Annotated in this window: 16 protein-coding genes; 2 read left to right on the top strand and 14 right to left on the bottom strand. The window is 64.8% G+C overall.

The features are described from left to right. Positions 1 to 21: 21 nt before the first annotated feature. From QNO18_RS07300 to QNO18_RS07325, 6 genes are read right to left on the bottom strand one after another with little or no spacing between them, the layout of a single operon-like run. The gene (locus tag QNO18_RS07300) at positions 22 to 1,257 is read right to left on the bottom strand and encodes a class I SAM-dependent RNA methyltransferase (protein WP_283177143.1); all 1,236 of its coding nucleotides are present in this window, start codon (positions 1,255 to 1,257) and stop codon (positions 22 to 24) included. Then, positions 1,250 to 3,112, bottom strand: a complete 1,863-nt coding sequence (locus QNO18_RS07305) for an ABC transporter ATP-binding protein (protein ID WP_283177144.1) — start codon at positions 3,110 to 3,112, stop codon at positions 1,250 to 1,252. Before QNO18_RS07305 ends, QNO18_RS07300 begins: the two co-directional genes overlap by 8 nt. Further along, a complete protein-coding gene (locus tag QNO18_RS07310) occupies positions 3,109 to 4,965 on the bottom strand; it encodes an ABC transporter ATP-binding protein (RefSeq protein ID WP_283177145.1) in 1,857 nt (618 codons plus the stop codon). The genes QNO18_RS07305 and QNO18_RS07310 overlap by 4 nt, the downstream gene beginning before the upstream one ends. A gap of 60 nt (positions 4,966 to 5,025) precedes the next feature. Beyond that, entirely contained in the window at positions 5,026 to 6,177 is a 1,152-nt protein-coding gene (locus QNO18_RS07315) for a CCA tRNA nucleotidyltransferase (RefSeq protein WP_283177146.1), read from the bottom strand. 13 nt (positions 6,178 to 6,190) lie between these two features. Further along, positions 6,191 to 6,811, bottom strand: coding sequence for a CoA pyrophosphatase (locus QNO18_RS07320; RefSeq protein WP_283177147.1), 621 nt, complete (start codon positions 6,809 to 6,811; stop codon positions 6,191 to 6,193). Beyond that, entirely contained in the window at positions 6,801 to 7,808 is a 1,008-nt protein-coding gene (locus QNO18_RS07325; RefSeq protein ID WP_283178757.1) for an Hsp33 family molecular chaperone HslO, read from the bottom strand. The genes QNO18_RS07320 and QNO18_RS07325 overlap by 11 nt, the downstream gene beginning before the upstream one ends. A 236-nt stretch (positions 7,809 to 8,044) precedes the next feature. Here QNO18_RS07325 and QNO18_RS07330 point away from each other — a divergent pair, with 236 nt between their 5' ends. Continuing rightward, complete coding sequence (locus QNO18_RS07330; protein WP_283177148.1) at positions 8,045 to 8,488, top strand: NUDIX hydrolase; 444 nt, start codon at positions 8,045 to 8,047, stop codon at positions 8,486 to 8,488. Between the two features lie 62 nt (positions 8,489 to 8,550). Here the strand turns inward: QNO18_RS07330 and QNO18_RS07335 are convergent, their stop codons facing one another. The 5 genes from QNO18_RS07335 to mbfA form a co-directional block, all read right to left on the bottom strand. Next, positions 8,551 to 9,174 carry an HAD-IA family hydrolase gene (locus tag QNO18_RS07335; protein WP_283177149.1) on the bottom strand — a complete coding sequence of 208 codons (624 nt, stop codon included), beginning with the start codon at positions 9,172 to 9,174 and terminating at the stop codon, positions 8,551 to 8,553. Then, the gene (locus QNO18_RS07340) at positions 9,171 to 10,133 is read right to left on the bottom strand and encodes a DMT family transporter (RefSeq protein ID WP_283177150.1); all 963 of its coding nucleotides are present in this window, start codon (positions 10,131 to 10,133) and stop codon (positions 9,171 to 9,173) included. The genes QNO18_RS07335 and QNO18_RS07340 overlap by 4 nt, the downstream gene beginning before the upstream one ends. A gap of 13 nt (positions 10,134 to 10,146) precedes the next feature. Continuing rightward, on the bottom strand, positions 10,147 to 10,626 hold the full coding sequence (locus tag QNO18_RS07345) for a YaiI/YqxD family protein (RefSeq protein WP_283177151.1): 480 nt from the start codon (positions 10,624 to 10,626) through the stop codon (positions 10,147 to 10,149). 158 nt (positions 10,627 to 10,784) lie between these two features. Further along, entirely contained in the window at positions 10,785 to 11,615 is an 831-nt protein-coding gene (gene fghA / locus QNO18_RS07350) for an S-formylglutathione hydrolase (RefSeq protein ID WP_283177152.1), read from the bottom strand. 103 nt (positions 11,616 to 11,718) lie between these two features. Then, the gene (gene mbfA, locus QNO18_RS07355; protein ID WP_283177153.1) at positions 11,719 to 12,696 is read right to left on the bottom strand and encodes an iron exporter MbfA; all 978 of its coding nucleotides are present in this window, start codon (positions 12,694 to 12,696) and stop codon (positions 11,719 to 11,721) included. 248 nt (positions 12,697 to 12,944) lie between these two features. Between mbfA and QNO18_RS07360 the strand changes: the two genes are divergently transcribed. Beyond that, complete coding sequence (locus tag QNO18_RS07360) at positions 12,945 to 13,505, top strand: TetR/AcrR family transcriptional regulator (protein WP_349293845.1); 561 nt, start codon at positions 12,945 to 12,947, stop codon at positions 13,503 to 13,505. 155 nt (positions 13,506 to 13,660) lie between these two features. On the opposite strand, the gene QNO18_RS07365 is transcribed toward QNO18_RS07360, so the two are convergent. The 3 genes from QNO18_RS07365 to QNO18_RS07375 form a co-directional block, all read right to left on the bottom strand. Beyond that, entirely contained in the window at positions 13,661 to 14,056 is a 396-nt protein-coding gene (locus QNO18_RS07365) for a GNAT family N-acetyltransferase (protein ID WP_283177155.1), read from the bottom strand. A 237-nt stretch (positions 14,057 to 14,293) separates the two neighbouring features. Further along, on the bottom strand, positions 14,294 to 15,577 hold the full coding sequence (locus tag QNO18_RS07370) for a folylpolyglutamate synthase/dihydrofolate synthase family protein (RefSeq protein WP_283177156.1): 1,284 nt from the start codon (positions 15,575 to 15,577) through the stop codon (positions 14,294 to 14,296). A gap of 1 nt (position 15,578) precedes the next feature. Beyond that, on the bottom strand, positions 15,579 to 15,884 hold the full coding sequence (locus QNO18_RS07375) for a monooxygenase (RefSeq protein ID WP_198836699.1): 306 nt from the start codon (positions 15,882 to 15,884) through the stop codon (positions 15,579 to 15,581). Positions 15,885 to 15,886 lie beyond the last annotated feature (2 nt).

Genomic DNA, 15,886 nt, shown 5'->3' on the forward strand with positions numbered 1-15,886 from the left:
GGTCTCACGGATGCGTTATTTTCAACGCGAAAAGCGGGCGGCCAGTTCGATATGAACCGACCAGCGGAACTGGTCGACGACCTGAACATGGTCGAGCTGGTAGCCCGCCGCGATCAGGATCTTTGCATCGCGCGCGAAGGTGACGGGGTTGCAGGACACCATCGCGATCACCGGCACCTCTGATGCGGCAAGCCGCTGACATTGCGCCTCGGCTCCGGCACGGGGCGGGTCGATCACCACCGCGTCAAAGCCCTTCAGTTCATCGGTCTCAAGCGGGCGGCGGAAGAGGTCGCGCGTCTCGGTGGTGATTTTCTTCAGCCCCGGCGTGTTGCGCGCGGCTTTTTCAAGCGCACCCGTGAGGGCAGGGTGGCCCTCGACCGCATGAATCGCAGCCTCTGCCGCCAGCGGCAGGGCGAAAGTGCCAAGCCCGCAGAACAGATCCGCGATGCGCTTCGCGCCCCCGACGGCGGTTTTCACCGCGCTGACCAGTGCCGCCTCACCCTGGAATGTCGCCTGCAAAAAGGCGCCGGGGGGGAATTCGACCCGCGCCGTGCCCAGCCGGATCACCGGGGCCTCGCGTTGCGAGATGATGTCTTTGTCCCAGGTCAGCCGCGCGATGGAGAACCGCTCGGCAATCCGCGCAAGCTCCATCTGGGCCGGGCCATCCAGTACCTTGCCGCCGGTCACAACCACATCCGGCCCCGCGAGGCTTTGCGTTACCTGAAGCTGGATCTCGGATGTGCGCGAGCCCCCGAACTGCACCAGCGCCTCCAGCGCGGGCAGGGTGGCCATCAGGTCGGGATGCAGCAGTTTGCAGCCCGGAACCGGGATGATCAGCTCCTGGCCCTTGACGTGAAACCCAAGCTGCACACCGCCTTTGGTGCGCCGCCCCGACAGGGTTGCGCGCCGCCGTGTGGCCGGTGGCGAGGTCACAACCCCGGGCAAAAGCGGCGCCTCGATCCCCTGCAGGCGCAGCGACTGGGCAACCACATCGCGTTTCCAGCCGGCGACGAAATCGTCCGAGGCATGTTGCAGCTGACAGCCACCGCAGCTTTTCGCATGCGGACAGGGCGGTTTTACACGCGCAGGCGAGGGCGTCACGATTCGCGCGCCGGTCAGACGGTCGCCCTGCAATATGCCTTCGACCTCTTCGCCGGGCAGCATCCCGGCAACAAACACCGCACCATCCGGGCCAGACGCAATCGCGTCGCCCAGATGCCCCAGCCGGTCAATGACCAGCCGAACCGTTTCACCCATTCGCTTCTTCCTGTTCGGTGACGATGAAGCCGCCCGACTGGCGTTTCCAGTACCGCGCGTAGCGCCCGTCCTGTGCCAGCAGCGCCTCATGGCTGCCTTCTTCGACAATCTCGCCTTTTTCCATCACGATGATGCGATCCATCGCCGCGATGGTCGAAAGCCGGTGCGCGATGGCAAGCACGGTCTTGCCCTGCATCACCCGTTCCAGCGCCTCCTGGATCGAAGCCTCGACCTCGCTGTCGAGCGCCGAGGTCGCCTCGTCCAGCACCAGAATCGGTGCGTTTTTCAGGAAGGCCCGCGCCAGAGCGATGCGCTGCCGCTGGCCGCCGGAAAGCTTGACGCCGCGCTCGCCAAGGAAGGCGTCATAGCCCTGGCGCCCCTGGTGATCGACCATGGAGGAGACGAAGTCATGTGCCTCGGCGGCACGCGCCGCCGCTTCGATCTCGGCCTGGGAGGCTTCGGGATTGCCATAAGCGATATTGTCGCGGGCGGATCGGTTGAAGGTCGCGGTTTCCTGCGTGACCATGCCGATCTGACGGCGCAGGCTTTCCTGCGTCACGCCGCGCAGGTCATGGCCGTCAATGGTGACCGACCCTTTTTCCGGGTCGTAAAGCCGGAGCAGCAGCGAAACCAATGTCGATTTCCCCGCGCCCGAAGCGCCGACAATGCCGATCTTCTCGCCCGCCAGGATGGTCAGGCGGATGCCCCGCACCCCGCCCCGGCCTTTCTCATCGGTGCGGCCATAGGCAAAGGTCACGCCATTATAGCCGATCTCACCCCGGATCCTCGGCAGTTCGATCGCGCTTTCGGCATCGGCCAGCGCATGGGGGATCGAGAGCGTCTTCATCCCGTCCTCGACCTCGCCGACCGAGGTATAGATCCCCATCAGCGTGAAGGAGACCCAGCCCGACATCTGCGCGATCCTGAGCGCCACCGCGCCCGCCGCCGCGATATCCCCCGCCGTCGCCGCCCCGGCCTGCCATTGCAGCAGCGTGCCGCCAATCAGCATCACCGGCAGCACCCCCGCCAGCGTCATCAGCGCCAGCCGGAACCAGGTGGAGATCTCGCCATATTCCAGTGAGGCGTCGCGGAAATTCTCCATCGCCTTCAGCGCAACTTCATCCTCGAACCGGTGATGGGCGAACAGCTTGACGGTCTTGATATTGGTGATCGTGTCGACAACCTGACCCGAAACCATGGCACGGGTTGCCGCGCGGGCGGCCGAATTCTTGCGGATCCGCGGCAGGAAAAAGCGGATCATCAGCAGGTACGCGACCAGCCAGACCAGCAGGGCGACTGCAACGATGGGGTCAATTGCGATCAGGAAAATCGCTGAACCGATCACCGAGGCCAGCGCGAAACAGACGGTATTGATGATCTCGGATGCGGTATCGGTGACGGCGCGGGCCGCCTGCATCTGTTTGGTGGCAATGCGGCCGGCAAAGTCATTGTCGAAAAAGGTCACCGGCTGGCCAAGCGTCCAGCGATGCAGGCGCGACAGGACCAGGGGCATCACATTCGGCCCGATCACCACCGCGTTCGAGGCATTGCCAAGCCCGAAAGCCAGCGGCCTTACGATCAGGTAAAAGCCAAGAAAGCCCAGCAAAAGCCAGGCATGGGTGCTGAAAAAGGCCTCTGGCCCGGACGTGACCGCGGCATCGATCACCTGGCCGAGGATCATCGCGCTGACCACCTCGGTCACGCCGGTCAGCGCCGAGATCACACCCGCGACCACCATCCAGGGCCAGGCGCCGCGCAGGCACCAGCGCATGAAGGCGCCGAGCTGCTGCGGCGGCGGCCCATCCGCCGGGCGGAACGCGTCGATCCTTGCGCCGAGCCAGGCGAAAACGCTCATTGCGGCTGATCCTCAGACTGGGCTTCAAGACCGATAAAGCCGCCTGACTGGCGCGCCCAGAACCGGGCATAAAGCCCGTTCCGCGCCAGCAATTCGGCATGGCTGCCCTGTTCGGCCACGCGGCCATCATCCAGGACGACAATGCGGTCCATCTCGGCAATGGTGGAAAGCCGGTGCGCAATCGCGATCACGGTTTTCCCCTGCATCACGCCGTAAAGCGCGGCCTGGATCGCGGCTTCCGCCTCGCTGTCCAGCGCCGAAGTGGCCTCGTCGAGGATCAGGATCGGGGCGTCTTTCAGGATCACCCGCGCCAGGGCCACCCGCTGCCGCTGACCGCCCGAAAGCTTCACGCCACGCTCGCCGACATGGGCGTCATAGCCACGGCGCCCTGCAGGGTCTTCCAGCGTCAGGATGAACTCATGTGCATCGGCGCGTCTGGCGGCTGCGATCATCTCGTCTTCCGTCGCATCCGGCCGGCCATAAAGGATATTGTCGCGCACCGAACGGTGCATCAGCGAGCTGTCCTGCTGCACCATGCCGATCAGCCGGCGCAAGGAATCCTGGGTGACTTTCGTCACATCCTGGCCGTCGATCAGCACCTGGCCGCCTTCGGGGTCGTAGAACCTGAGGATCAGCTTCACCAGCGAGGATTTCCCCGCACCCGACCGCCCGACCACACCGATTTTCTCGCCCGGACGGATCACCAGGTCGATGCCCTGGATGCCGCCCGCCTCACGCCCGTAATGGTGGCGCAGACCTTTCAGCTCGATCAGCCCCTCGCGATAATCCAGCGGATTCGCGCCGGTCGCATCGGTCAGCTGAATGGGCTGGGTGATGGTCTGCATCCCCTCCTGCACCACGCCGAGAGCCTGAACGAGGCCGGAAAACGCCCACATGATCCAGAAGGTCATATTGTTCAGCCGCAGAACCAGCGCCGAAGCGGCGGCGACGGTTCCGGTCGAGGCATGACCCTGAACCCAGAGCCAGACTGCCCAGCCGATGATCGCGATGATCAGGAACCCGTTCAGAAGCGTCAGCGCGAGATCCATCCTGGTGATGATCCGCATTTCCTTCTGGAAGGTGGCACGGGCGTTTTCGATCGCCTCTTTCGCATAGAGGATTTCGCGGTCGTGATGGGCAAAGAGCTTGACGGAATGGATGTTGGAATAGGCATCGACCACCCGCGCGGTCACGGCGGAACGCGCATCCGAGCTTGCCATCGCGGCCGGGCCGGCGCGGCGGATCGTCCAGCGGACCAGCGCCATGTAAAGCGCGAACCACAGGACCAGCGGCACCAGAAGGCGCGGGTCGGCCTCGGCCAGCATAAGCCCGGCGCCGACCACCGTGACGGCGGCAAAGGCCACCGCGTCAAAGGTCTGGAACACCGCGTCACCTGCGGCGGGCGGTGTTTGCATGATGCGGTTGGCGATGCGGCCGGCAAAGTCGCTCTCGAACCAGCCGACCGGCTGGCGCAGGACATGGCGATGGGCGCGCCAGCGGATCATGGTGCCGAAATTCGGCAGGATCGTGTTGTGCAGAAGCGCCACGCTGCCGACCTGGATCATCGGGCGTATCACCAGGACCGCCAGCGCGATCAGCGCCACTTCCAGCCCGTGTGCGGCAAAAAAGGCGGCGGGGCCCGACGTCACCATTAGGTCAATCAGCCGCCCGAGATACCAGATCATCGCCACTTCAATGAAGGCCGAGGCCACCGACAGGGTGCCGGTGACCGCAAAGACCTTGCGGAAGGGGCGGATATAGTCCCTCAGCCAGGGCCAGAGCCTGCGCGGCGGGGTATCCGTTTCGGAATAGGCGGTATATGGGTCGACGAGACCCTCGAAAAAGCGAAACATTTCAGCACCCGGAATTGTCCCGGGTGTCTATACGGTTTTGCGGCAGAAGGAAACTGCGGCTCAGGGCAGAGCCAGCAGTGCGTCTCTGCCGAGGGTCAGATCCGAGGCGAGCCAGGCCTCTTTCAGCGCCGCCAGCCGCCGGCCAAGCGCGGGGCCGCTGTAATCCGTCATCAGATCCGCAGCGGTGACGGGGAAAGTGGCGGCGGCACCGCGCGCGACCGCGTCTTCCCAAGCCAGGGGCGGCGGGCTTTCGAGCAGCGCCGCGCGGGCGAGAATGGCATCGGTGGCGGTCTCTGTGCCGAGGATATGGCCCAGCCGGGCAGGGGCGCCGCCTTCCAGGGTGGCCTCGCGCAGGCGGGTGATTTCTGTGCTCTCGGCGCGTGAGAGGCGTAGTGTCTCGCCCAGGGTGTCGCCGCCCATGACCGCAAGGCGGCGGGTCCAGCGCGGGGTGCGGCCCGTCTCGAAATGGACCAGCAAGGCGACCTGGCGCGCATCGGCGCCGGGCAACGCGGCCGCCAGCACGCCCGCAGCCTGCATCGCCGCCAGCGCAGGTGCCGGATCGGGGGCGGCGAGGAGCTTTTTCAGCTCGGCCCCGACCCTTTCGCGCGACAGCGTGTCGACCCCGCCCGCCAGCGCCGCGCAGGCGCCGAGGCTGTCCGGGTCCGGGCCCTCATCCGGGTCGCCATACCAGGCGTAAAAACGGAAGAAGCGCAGGATGCGCAGGTAATCCTCGCGGATCCGCGCCTCTGCCGCGCCGACAAAGCGGATATGGCGGGCCAGCGCATCCGCGAGGCCGGTGCCCAAAGGGTCGGTCACGGTGCCATCTGCCCGGGCGTAGAGCGCGTTCATGGTGAAGTCGCGCCGCATGGCATCATCTTCGATCCGGTCGGCAAAAGCCACCACGGCGCGGCGGCCATCCGTTTCGACATCGCGCCGCCAGGTGGTGATCTCATAGGGCGCGTCACCGATGATCACGGTGACTGTGCCATGGTCGATCCCGGTCGGCACGACGCGAAGCCCTGCCGCGCGGGCGAGCCCGATCACCCGGTCGGGATGCGCATCGGTCGAGATATCGACATCGGCGACAGGCGCGCCGATCAGCGCATTCCTGACGCAGCCGCCCACCGCCAGGGCCTGATGGCCCGCGCTTTCCAACAGGCGAAAGACCTGCTGGCTTTCGGTGCGGGTGAGCCAGTCGCCGGTGATCTTCATGATGCAGTGGTTTTCATGACCCGTCCCGCCCGGCAGCGCGCCCGGCAAGGCCGCGCAGGATACGGGCGGTGGCACCCCAGATATACCAGGGCCCCCAGGGCACGGTGTAATAGCGTCGCCATTCACCGCGCCACATCCGCCGCTCGATCGAGTAACGCGGGATCGACAGAAGATGTGCCAGCGGCACGGTGAAAACCTCTGCGACCTCGCCGGCCTCGGGGCGCGGGGCAAACGGGGCCGCTATAAGCCCCAGAATCGGGGTGACCTGAAAGCCGGTCACCGTCTCATGGTCCGGCAGGCGGCCAAGGACCTCGACCGCGCCGGGGGCAAGGCCGGTTTCCTCCCATGCCTCGCGCAGGGCGGTGGCCTCGGGGCCTGCATCCCCTTCGTCGGTCTTGCCGCCCGGGAAGGCGATCTGGCCGGGATGGTGTTTCAGCTGCGAGGAGCGTTTCGTCAGCATCACCCGCGCGCCGCCCTGCATCAGCAGCACCGGGATCAGCACGGCGGCGGGGCGCAGTTTGCGCCCCTCGGGCAGGCGGATGCCGGGGTTCAGGTCGTAATCCGACGATGGCGGGGTGGCCCCTGGCAAAGCCAGGAGCTGCCGCAGCGTCTCGGGCGAAGGGTCAGCCGCCATTGCCGGTGGTGCTGGCCGCAGCTGTGCCCTCAAAACCGAGCGTTGCCGGGTCCATCTCGTAATGCGCGCCGCAGAACTGGCAATCGGCGGTGACCTTGCCTTCGGCTGTCGTCATATGGGCGATGTCTTTCTGGCTGTAGATCGAGAGCGTGTTGCGCACCTTATCTTCCGAGCACGAACAGCCGAACCGCAACGGCTGTGCGTCAAACACCCGGGGCTCTTCCTCGTGGAACAGCCGCACCAGCAGTTCCGTCGGCGCGACATTGGGGCCGATCAGCTCCAGCGTCTCGACCGTGTCGAGGAGGTGATTGGCGCGGTTCCAGTCTTCGGCCGGTGCGCCGGAAAGAATATCCGCATGGGTCAGCAGCCCGCTTTCGCCCGAGCCCTGCGCCGCGGCCACACCGCCGGTTTGCGGCATATGTTGCAGCATGATGCCGCCCGCGCGCCAGCCGGCCTCACGCCCCGGCTCGTGGCTTTTGCCAAAGCTCAGTGCGAAACGGGTCGGGATCTGTTCGGATTGCGCGAAATAGCTTTCGGCACAGGATCTCAGGCTGCCCCCGGCGATGGGGGTAAAGCCCTGATAGGGCAGCATCCCTTCCCCCTGGTCGAGCATGACCGCGAAATACCCGTCGCCGATCAGCGAGAAAGGATCATCGGTTTCCCAAACGCGCTCAGCATCATAGCTGGCATAGGCGCGGATGCGGGCGGGTTCGCCCTCGGCGGTCGGGCCGTAATAATCGGTGGCAATCAGCCGGGCCGCACCATTGCCCCGGATCTGCAGCGAGAGCTTCCAGCGCAGTTTGATCGTCTGCCCGATCAGCGCGGTCAGAAGCGCACATTCTGCCACCAGCGCCTCGATGGCGGGCGGGTATTTGTGTTGCGAAAGGACCTGGTCAAGCACCCCGTCCAGCCGCGCGACCCGGCCACGGATGCCGCTGAGGTCGAGCTGGAAGGGAAGGACCGTGTCATCCCATGCGATTTTGGAGCCGATCTGGATCCCGGTTGCCATAGATTTATCCTCGGGCGCGGAATTTGCGCATGTCTGAAGGGCTGAGACCCGGGCAGGGCCTGGGCTCTGCACGCGCACGCCATCAGCCTTGCCCATCAGGGCGGGCTCTGGCAAGGCTGGTGGCAGAACGGCACCCGGGCCGGGACTGGGTTCGACGGCCTATATAGGCGCGCCAGGGCGGGTGACCAAGGGGGGCCGTTTATGGGGCGCTGTATGGGGATGCGATGATCAGGCGGTATGGCGAGGCGGTGAAACCCGGGCAGCAGTATCGCCGGCGACCAGGGGTCTATGCGGTTCTGTGGCGCGGGGGCCGGATCCTGACCACCTTTCAGCAAAGTCCGGTGCCGGAGCTTCAGCTGCCGGGCGGCGGAATAGATCCGGGCGAGAACCCTCTGGCGGCATTGCATCGCGAGGTCTTTGAGGAGACCGGCTGGAAGATTGACGCGCCGCGCCGGATCGGGACCTATCGGCGGTTCACCTTCATGCCGGATTATGACTTCTGGGCCGAGAAGGTCTGCACGGTCTGGCTGGCGCGGCCGGTCCTGCGGCACGGGCCGCCAGGCGAGCCGGGCCATACGGCAGTCTGGCTGACCCCGGGAGAGGCGCTGGAGCGTTTGGGCAGCGAGGGTGACCGCGCCATGCTGGCACGAGTGCTGGCTGGCCGGTGACGGAAGCGGGGGGCATTTCCCTCCGCATCCCCGGTAGTATTTTGATCAGGAGGCAGGGGCGATCAGAGCCCGGCCTCATCCTCGGTCAGCAGGTCTTCCGCGACGAGACGACGGGCGAGGCCTTCCCAGCTTTCGACCTGATGGGTGCGCCAGCCGCGCCTGGCGGCGGCGGCGATATTGTCCGCGCGGTCATCGGCAAAGAGCAGCCGGTCGGGGGCAATGCCGCAATCCGCCTCGACATGCGCGTAGAGCGCGGGGTCTGGTTTCACCAGCCGCAGGCGGCCCGAGATATAGAGCCGGTCGAAATCGGCGAGGAAGCCGTAGCGCAGCAGGGCATGGTCCCAGGAACCGTCGCCGAAATTCGTCAAAGCAAAGACCGGGATGCCTTTTGCGCGCAAAGTGTCACGCAGCCGGATTGCTCCGGTGATCGGCGGCGAGGCGAGATCATGCCAGCGGTCATGCCACATCATGATCTCGGCCGCCCAGGCCGGATGGCGTGCAGCGAGATCCTCGATCGAGGCGCGGAACGGCGCGCCGGCGTCGACTTCGTCATTCACTTCCATCACGCCGGTCTCGGCAAAAAGCGCGCGGCGGCGGTCCTCGCCGATCTCGCGGTCATAGAAACCCTCGGGATCCCAGCGGAGCAGCACATTACCGATGTCGAAGATGACGGCTTCGGGTTTCACGTCTTTTTCCTTTTGCCGATGATCGCCTCACGCCAGACGATATAGATGCCCGAGCCGCAGATCAGCGCGATGCCGCCCCAGGAGGTGAGGTCGGGCCAGGTGCCAAAAATGGTGACGCCCCAGAAAATCGCCATCGGCATCCCGGTATAGTCGAAAGGGGCGAGGATGGCGGCTTCGGTGGTGCGATAGGCCTGAGCGACCATAAGCCCGCCGGTCACCACGCAGCAGCCGGTCAGCAAAAGCCAGGGGATATCGGCAAGCGGCGGCCAGATCCAGGGGCGCAACAGAAAGCTCCAGAGCTCATCGCCGGTGTCGAACCGGCCATCACCGCAGATAAGACCCATAAGCGATGACAGGATGATGAAACCCGAGATGACATAGAAAGAAAATGTCATCGCCGTCTCGGTTTCGCGCATTGATCGGGTCATCAGATTGCCGATCGCATAGAGCAGCGAAGACAGGAGCACGAGCAGGGCGGCGATCTGGATGACCCCGGCGCCGGGTCGCAGGATCAGGATGGTGCCGATCAGACCGAGGAATACCGCAAACCAGCGCCTTGGTCCGACACGTTCATGCAGCGCAAGGACGGAAAGCGCGGTCACCATCAGCGGGCTCGTATACGACACCGCCGCGGCATCGGCCATCGGCATCACCGCGAGGCCGGTGTAATAGACCGAGTTCGAGATCAGGATGACGAGAACGCGGATCAGGTGTCCCAGTGGCCTTCGGGTGCGCAGCTGCGCAAAGCCGCGCCCGGAGCGCGCGATCAGGAACAGCAGGACCGTCATCCCGATCAGCGAGCGGATCAGGATGATCTGATGCAGCGCATAGCCGCTGGACAGCTGCTTGATCGCCATATCATTGACCGAGTAAAGCGCGGTGCCTCCTGCGGCGAGCAGGATGCCGGTCAGAACCGGCGAGGGGCCGGATGGGCCGGCATGGTGTATGGGCTCAGACATGATGGCAGCAGGTTCAGCCTGCTTTTCCGCCGGCGTCTGTCCTGCCCGCGACATCGGCGCGGCGCATCACGCGATCCAGCGATTCCAGAAACCGGGAGCGGTCGGCTTTCGAGAAGGCGCGGCCACCCCCCTGGCGGAACGGATCGGCCGAGCGCAGGTCTGCCATCAGATCGCGGGTGGCCAGAACCGAGCCGATATTGCGCTCATGCAGCTCTTCCCCATTGGGTTTGACAACAAAAGCGCCGCCTTCGATCACGCGCGCGGCCAGCGGGATATCCGAGGTCACCACCACATCACCGCGCCCCGCGCGATCCGCGATCCAGCGATCGGCCTCGTCCAGGCCCTGACCGACATAGACCGACGAGACCAGTGGATTGGCCGAGGGCCGGATGCCGCCATTCGAAACGAGCACCATCGGCTGGCGCAGCCGGGTTGCAACCTGTTCGGCCTCGGCTTTCACCGGGCAGGCATCAGCGTCGATGTAAAGCGTCATCGGGCATTCCTGACATGCGTTGTCATCTCTGGCTGGTCGGGGAAGCCTCCGGCGGGGATATTTAAGGACAGATGAAACACGGATATTTTCATCTGTCTCTAAATATCCCGGGGGAGAGGCCCTGAAAGGGCCGAGGGGGCAGGGCCCCCTCTTTGTCTTCAGCCCCTCAGCGCGTCGACATGGAAGGAGATGTGATCTTCGATGAAGGAGGACACGAAGAAATAGCTGTGGTCATAGCCTTTCTGCATCCGGAAGGTGCCGCCCTGGCGGCGTTCGGTCATCGCGGCGGCAAGGGCTTCGGGTTTCAGGAGGTCGATGAACTGATCAGAGGTGCCCTGGTCGATCAGCACCGGCCCGTCAAAGCCACGTTTGCGCATCAACGCCGAGGCGTCATGCGGCGCCCATGTGCTCTCATCCGCGCCCAGATAGGCGGTAAACTGTTTGCGGCCCCAGTCTGACGCCATCGGGTTGCAGATCGGCGAAAAGGCCGAGACCGAGGAAAAGCGGCCCGGGAGACTCATCGCGATGGTCAGCGCGCCATGGCCGCCCATCGAGTGGCCGGTGATCGCCTGAAGGCCCTCCTCCAGCGGGAAGGCGCGGAACACGAGGTCCGGCAGCTCATCCGTCACATAATCCCACATCTTGTAATGCCTGGCCCAGGGGCCTTCGGTCGCATTCACATAGAAGCCGGCACCCTGGCCCAGATCATAGGCCTCGTCATTGGCGACTGCCTCGCCGCGCGGGCTGGTATCGGGGAAGATCAGCGCGATGCCGGCCTCTGCGGCCCAGCGTTGCGCGCCGGCTTTCACCATCGCATTCTCATGCGTGCAGGTCAGGCCTGAGAGATACCATAACAGCGGCACGGGCCCGTCTTCGGCCCCTTCCGGCAGGAAAAGGCCAAAGGTCATATCGGTCCGCGTGGTCTCCGAGGCATGGCTATAGACGCCCTGCACCCCGCCAAAGCAGCGGTTTTCCGAAATCGTCTTCATGGTCTCTCCTCTTTCGTCTCCGGATGGGGCGGATCCCGGCCCCCTCCGGCTTTGGCGCCACCATGGAGTTATTGCCGCGCCGGAGCAAGGGGCGCGGGCGCGGCTAACCGCCGCCGATCAGCACGCCGGCGGCGAAGACCAGCGCGCCGCCCAGCACGACCTGGAAGGCCGCACGCAGGAAAGGCGTCTCCATATAGCGGTTCTGGATCCAGGCGATGGCCCAGAGTTCGAAGAACACTACGATCATCGCGATGGTGGTGGCCAGGTGGAAATTCGGGATCAGATAAGGCAGCGCATGGCCAAGCCCGCCAAGGGCCGTCATCACCCCGGTCGCGATGCCGCGCTTGAGTGGGCTGCCGCGCCCCGAGATCCGGCCATCATCCGCCGCGGCTTCGGTAAAGCCCATCGAGATCCCGGCGCCGACCGAAGCGGCCAGCCCCACCAGAAAGGTCGTATGGGTGTTTTGCGTCGCGAAAGCCGTGGCGAAGATCGGCGCGAGGGTCGAGACCGAGCCATCCATCAGCCCGGCAAGGCCTGGCTGTACCCAGGTCAGGATGAACTGGCGCTTTTCCGTCTGGCTTTCGGCAGCACTTGCATCGTCGCTCAGATGGGTTTTTGTCAGCTGATCGGCGGCCCGTTCATGGGCCGATTCCGCCTGGGCCAGATCGCCCAGCAATTTGCGCGTCGCGGCATCGGTGGCATGGGCGGCGGCGCTTTCATAAAAGGCGCCGGCCTCGCGTTCCATTTTTGCCGCCTCTGCCCGGATCACGTCCAGCGACATCTGCGTCTTCAGCCAGACCGGCCTGCGCATATGGAACCCTGCCACATGTTCGCGCCGGATCAGTGGGATCACCTGGCCGAACCGGCTGGTGAAAAGGTCGATCAGCGCGCGGCGATGGCCATCTTCCTCAAGCGCCATCCCGTCAAACACCGCTGCGCTGGCGGGGTATTCCGCCCGGAGATGGTCGGCGTAATGGCGGTAAATGCGTGCGTCATCTTCTTCTGACGAGATCGCCAGAGCGAGGATCTCTTTCTCCGAGAGATCCCGGAGCCGGCGGCGGGATGAGAGCGCGGTCAACATCTCGGACCTCCATCACAGCGGCATCACTAAAGCACCCCTGCACCATCTTTGCGCGATATGCTGCATTGCGGTCAGCTAGCCTGCTGCGCTGCCGGAAGGCCAGCCGGAAAATCTGGTCCGGGGGCGAATTGACAAGCCTCATGGTTGCCAACTGCCCGACCCGCGGCCATGATGCTGCTGTTATGACATGTATTTCCGACTCCGAGGTCCGCAGAGGCCGAAAATTTGATCAGGTTCAGGAAGGCGCATTGCGTGTTTTCCTGCGCGATGGGTTTGAAGGCGCATCGGTCGATGAGATCGCCCGCGAGGCCGGGGTTTCCAAGGCCACGCTCTATTCCTACTTCCCCGACAAACGCGTAATGTTTGCCGAGGTGTTCAGCGTCGAATGCCAGCGTCAGGCCAGCCTTGCCGAGGCGGATATGACGCAGACGCCCCCGGCGCGCGAGTTTCTGGCTCAGTCCTCGCGGCGGGTGATCCGCTTTGCGCTGTCGGATTTCGGGCGGCAGCTCTTCCGGCTTGTGGTGGGCGAAGTGTCGCGCTTTCCCGAGCTGGCGCGGCAGTTCTATGTGAACGGGCCGGGGATGGTCAGGGGCCGGCTGGAGATCCGCCTGCGCGAACTGGCGGCACGCGGCGAGCTGGAGATCGCGGATTTCGACCTGGCGGTGGATCAGTTCGTGCAGCTGGCGAAATCGACAGTCCATGACCGGGCGATGCTGAACCTCGTCGATGATATCCATCCCGAAGAGATCGAGCGCGCGGTCACGGCCACAGTGGAGATGTTCATGGCGCGCTACGGGGCGAAAGGCTGAGGCGGGTGCTCTCCGGGCGTCCTCTGGGCCGGCCATAAACGGCAGGCCAGCCCGCCTCGGCGGCAATCTGTCAGCTGCAAAGAGCCGAAGCCAGCTATCACCTGAGGGACGCAGGGTTGCGTTGTGCAGGATCACAGGCGGGGCCCGGGCACCGCTTAAGGTGACGGGATGCCGCCCGACTGAAGCAGCAGATAATCCTGACCATCCGCATGGCCATCACCCGCCTGCGTGAACTGATTTGCCCGATAGAACGCAAGTGCCGGGGTGTTCACTGCGACGCATTTGAGACGGTAGGGGGCGGTTGGCCAGCCGGGCAAGGCCCCGAGAAGGGCTGACCCGATGCCACGGCGTGGAAGCTCCGGGTCAACATGCAGGTGATGGATGAAACTGTCGGGCTCCCAGACCGAGATGAACCCCAGAATCCGACCGGCATCCACTGCGACATATTTCAGTTCATCGACTGTCTGGATGTCGAAGTCCTCGGCACGCAGCGAGGACCGTTCCTCCCAGACGAAGGCCGAGCGTCTGGATCGCAGGAACAGGTCCCGCAAAGCTGGCAGGTCCTGGGCGTCGGCAATTCGGGTTATCAGGGTCGCACCCTTTCCTGGGCTTATGGCAGTGTCCGGCCATTGGTCAGTCAATCAGACCAATGGCACCCCGGTCCCGTTAAGGAGCCTGAAGACCACCCCGGCAATTATGCGAGGATGGCGGGTTGGCATCCGCTGCGGCCGAAACGCAAAACGGTCCTCTGGCACTGTACTTTGCAAAGAAATGGCCGGGCGCCTGGCTCAGCCATTCTCTTTGAGGATCTGCCCCGCGAGATAGAGCGAGCCGCAGATCAACACCCGTGCTTCGGGCGCCCCGGCGGAAATTTCGTCAAGCGCGGCCTGGACGGATCCTGCAACTGCGGCAGGGATCCCGGCGGTTGCAGCTGCATCGCGCGTTGCCGTGGCCGGCAGGGTGTTCGGCTCGCCCGGGATCTCGACCGCGATCAGGCGCCGCAGCGCGGGGGCGAGCGGGCGCATATAGCCCGTCACATCCTTGGTGTTGAGCATGCCGCAAATCGCGTAAGTGTCGCGCGCGGGCATGCGGGCAAGCGTTGCCGCCACTGCATCGCCGCCTGCCGGATTGTGACCCCCATCAAGCCAGAGCTCGATGCCCGGCGCCGATGCCGCAAGCGGGCCTTGCGTCAGACGTTGCATCCGGGCGGGCCAGATGGCGCGGGTGACGGCGGCCTCGCAGGCGGCCTCATCCCGGCCGAGATGGCGCAGCGCGGCAATCGCCGCCCCGGCATTCTGGATCTGATGCGGCCCCGGCAGATTGGGCAGGGGCAGATCCAGCAGGCCGTTTTCGTCCTGGTAAACCATCCGGCCGCGTTCTTCGGCGATCTGCCAGTGCTGACCGAAGGCAAAGACCGGTGCGCCAAGACGGGCGGCCTTTGCCTCGATCACCGCGAGGCCCGCCTCTTCCTGGGGGCCGACCACGACAGGCACACCGCGCTTGATGATCCCGGCTTTCTCGCCGGCGATTTCGGGCAGCGTCTCGCCGAGATATTGCTGATGGTCGATCGAGACCGGCGTGATGATCGACAGCCGCGGCTGGTCTACGACATTGGTGGCATCAAGCCGCCCGCCAAGCCCGACCTCAAGCAGCGTGAAATCCGCCGGAACCCGCGAAAAAGCGAGCATCGCCGCGACGGTGGTGATTTCAAAAAATGTGATCGGCTCACCGCCATTGGCGGCAATGCATTCATCCAGCAGTGCCATCAGAGCCGGTTCCGAAATCAGCTCGCCCGCGAGCCGGATCCGTTCGTGGAACCGCGCCAGATGCGGCGAGGTATAGGCATGGACCTTTGCGCCCGAGGCCTCGAGCCCGGCGCGGATCATCGCCTGGGTCGAGCCCTTGCCATTGGTGCCCGCGAGATGGATCACCGGCGGCAGGTTACGCTCCGGGTGGCCGAGAGCGGCCAGAAGACGATGCACGCGGTCAAGCGTCAGGTCGATGATTTTTGGATGAAAGCTCATCATCCGCTCGAGGATCGCATCCGATCCGGTGCTGTCTGGCATGGTCATGTCAGAGCGGCGCGCGCGTGATGGCGGACAGCGCGTCATTCACTGCAAAAGCATGCGCGACAATGCCGGTGATGCCGAAGGCTGCGAGCCGGGCCGAATGTTTCACGCGGTACGCCTCTGCCGCGTCAGCCGAGGCGAAGAGGTAGACCCCGCCTGCACGGCCGCTGTCCTGGTTCTCCGTCCAGATCTTCCACAAAAGCCCCGGCTCTCCGGCGATATCCTGTGCCAGGTCCTCCATTGCCGCAGTCATCCCGGCCCCCCAGGGGCCCGTGAAGGGGAAATCGAACTGAAGAAGTGTGACAGACATTG

This window comes from Gemmobacter sp. 24YEA27 (assembly GCF_030052995.1).
Classification (GTDB): Bacteria; Pseudomonadota; Alphaproteobacteria; order Rhodobacterales; family Rhodobacteraceae; genus Pseudogemmobacter.

Coding starts and splice junctions, on each gene's coding strand:
- QNO18_RS07345 (WP_283177151.1), bottom strand. CDS start 10,626: ATGACGCTTTACATCGACGCTGATGCCTGCCCGGTGAAAGCCGAGGCC.
- QNO18_RS07300 (WP_283177143.1), bottom strand. CDS start 1,257: ATGGGTGAAACGGTTCGGCTGGTCATTGACCGGCTGGGGCATCTGGGC.
- QNO18_RS07305 (WP_283177144.1), bottom strand. CDS start 3,112: ATGAGCGTTTTCGCCTGGCTCGGCGCAAGGATCGACGCGTTCCGCCCG.
- QNO18_RS07310 (WP_283177145.1), bottom strand. CDS start 4,965: ATGTTTCGCTTTTTCGAGGGTCTCGTCGACCCATATACCGCCTATTCC.
- mbfA (WP_283177153.1), bottom strand. CDS start 12,696: ATGTTGACCGCGCTCTCATCCCGCCGCCGGCTCCGGGATCTCTCGGAG.
- QNO18_RS07320 (WP_283177147.1), bottom strand. CDS start 6,811: ATGGCGGCTGACCCTTCGCCCGAGACGCTGCGGCAGCTCCTGGCTTTG.
- fghA (WP_283177152.1), bottom strand. CDS start 11,615: ATGAAGACGATTTCGGAAAACCGCTGCTTTGGCGGGGTGCAGGGCGTC.
- QNO18_RS07315 (WP_283177146.1), bottom strand. CDS start 6,177: ATGAAGATCACCGGCGACTGGCTCACCCGCACCGAAAGCCAGCAGGTC.
- QNO18_RS07330 (WP_283177148.1), top strand. CDS start 8,045: ATGATCAGGCGGTATGGCGAGGCGGTGAAACCCGGGCAGCAGTATCGC.
- QNO18_RS07340 (WP_283177150.1), bottom strand. CDS start 10,133: ATGTCTGAGCCCATACACCATGCCGGCCCATCCGGCCCCTCGCCGGTT.
- QNO18_RS07375 (WP_198836699.1), bottom strand. CDS start 15,884: ATGTCTGTCACACTTCTTCAGTTCGATTTCCCCTTCACGGGCCCCTGG.
- QNO18_RS07370 (WP_283177156.1), bottom strand. CDS start 15,577: ATGACCATGCCAGACAGCACCGGATCGGATGCGATCCTCGAGCGGATG.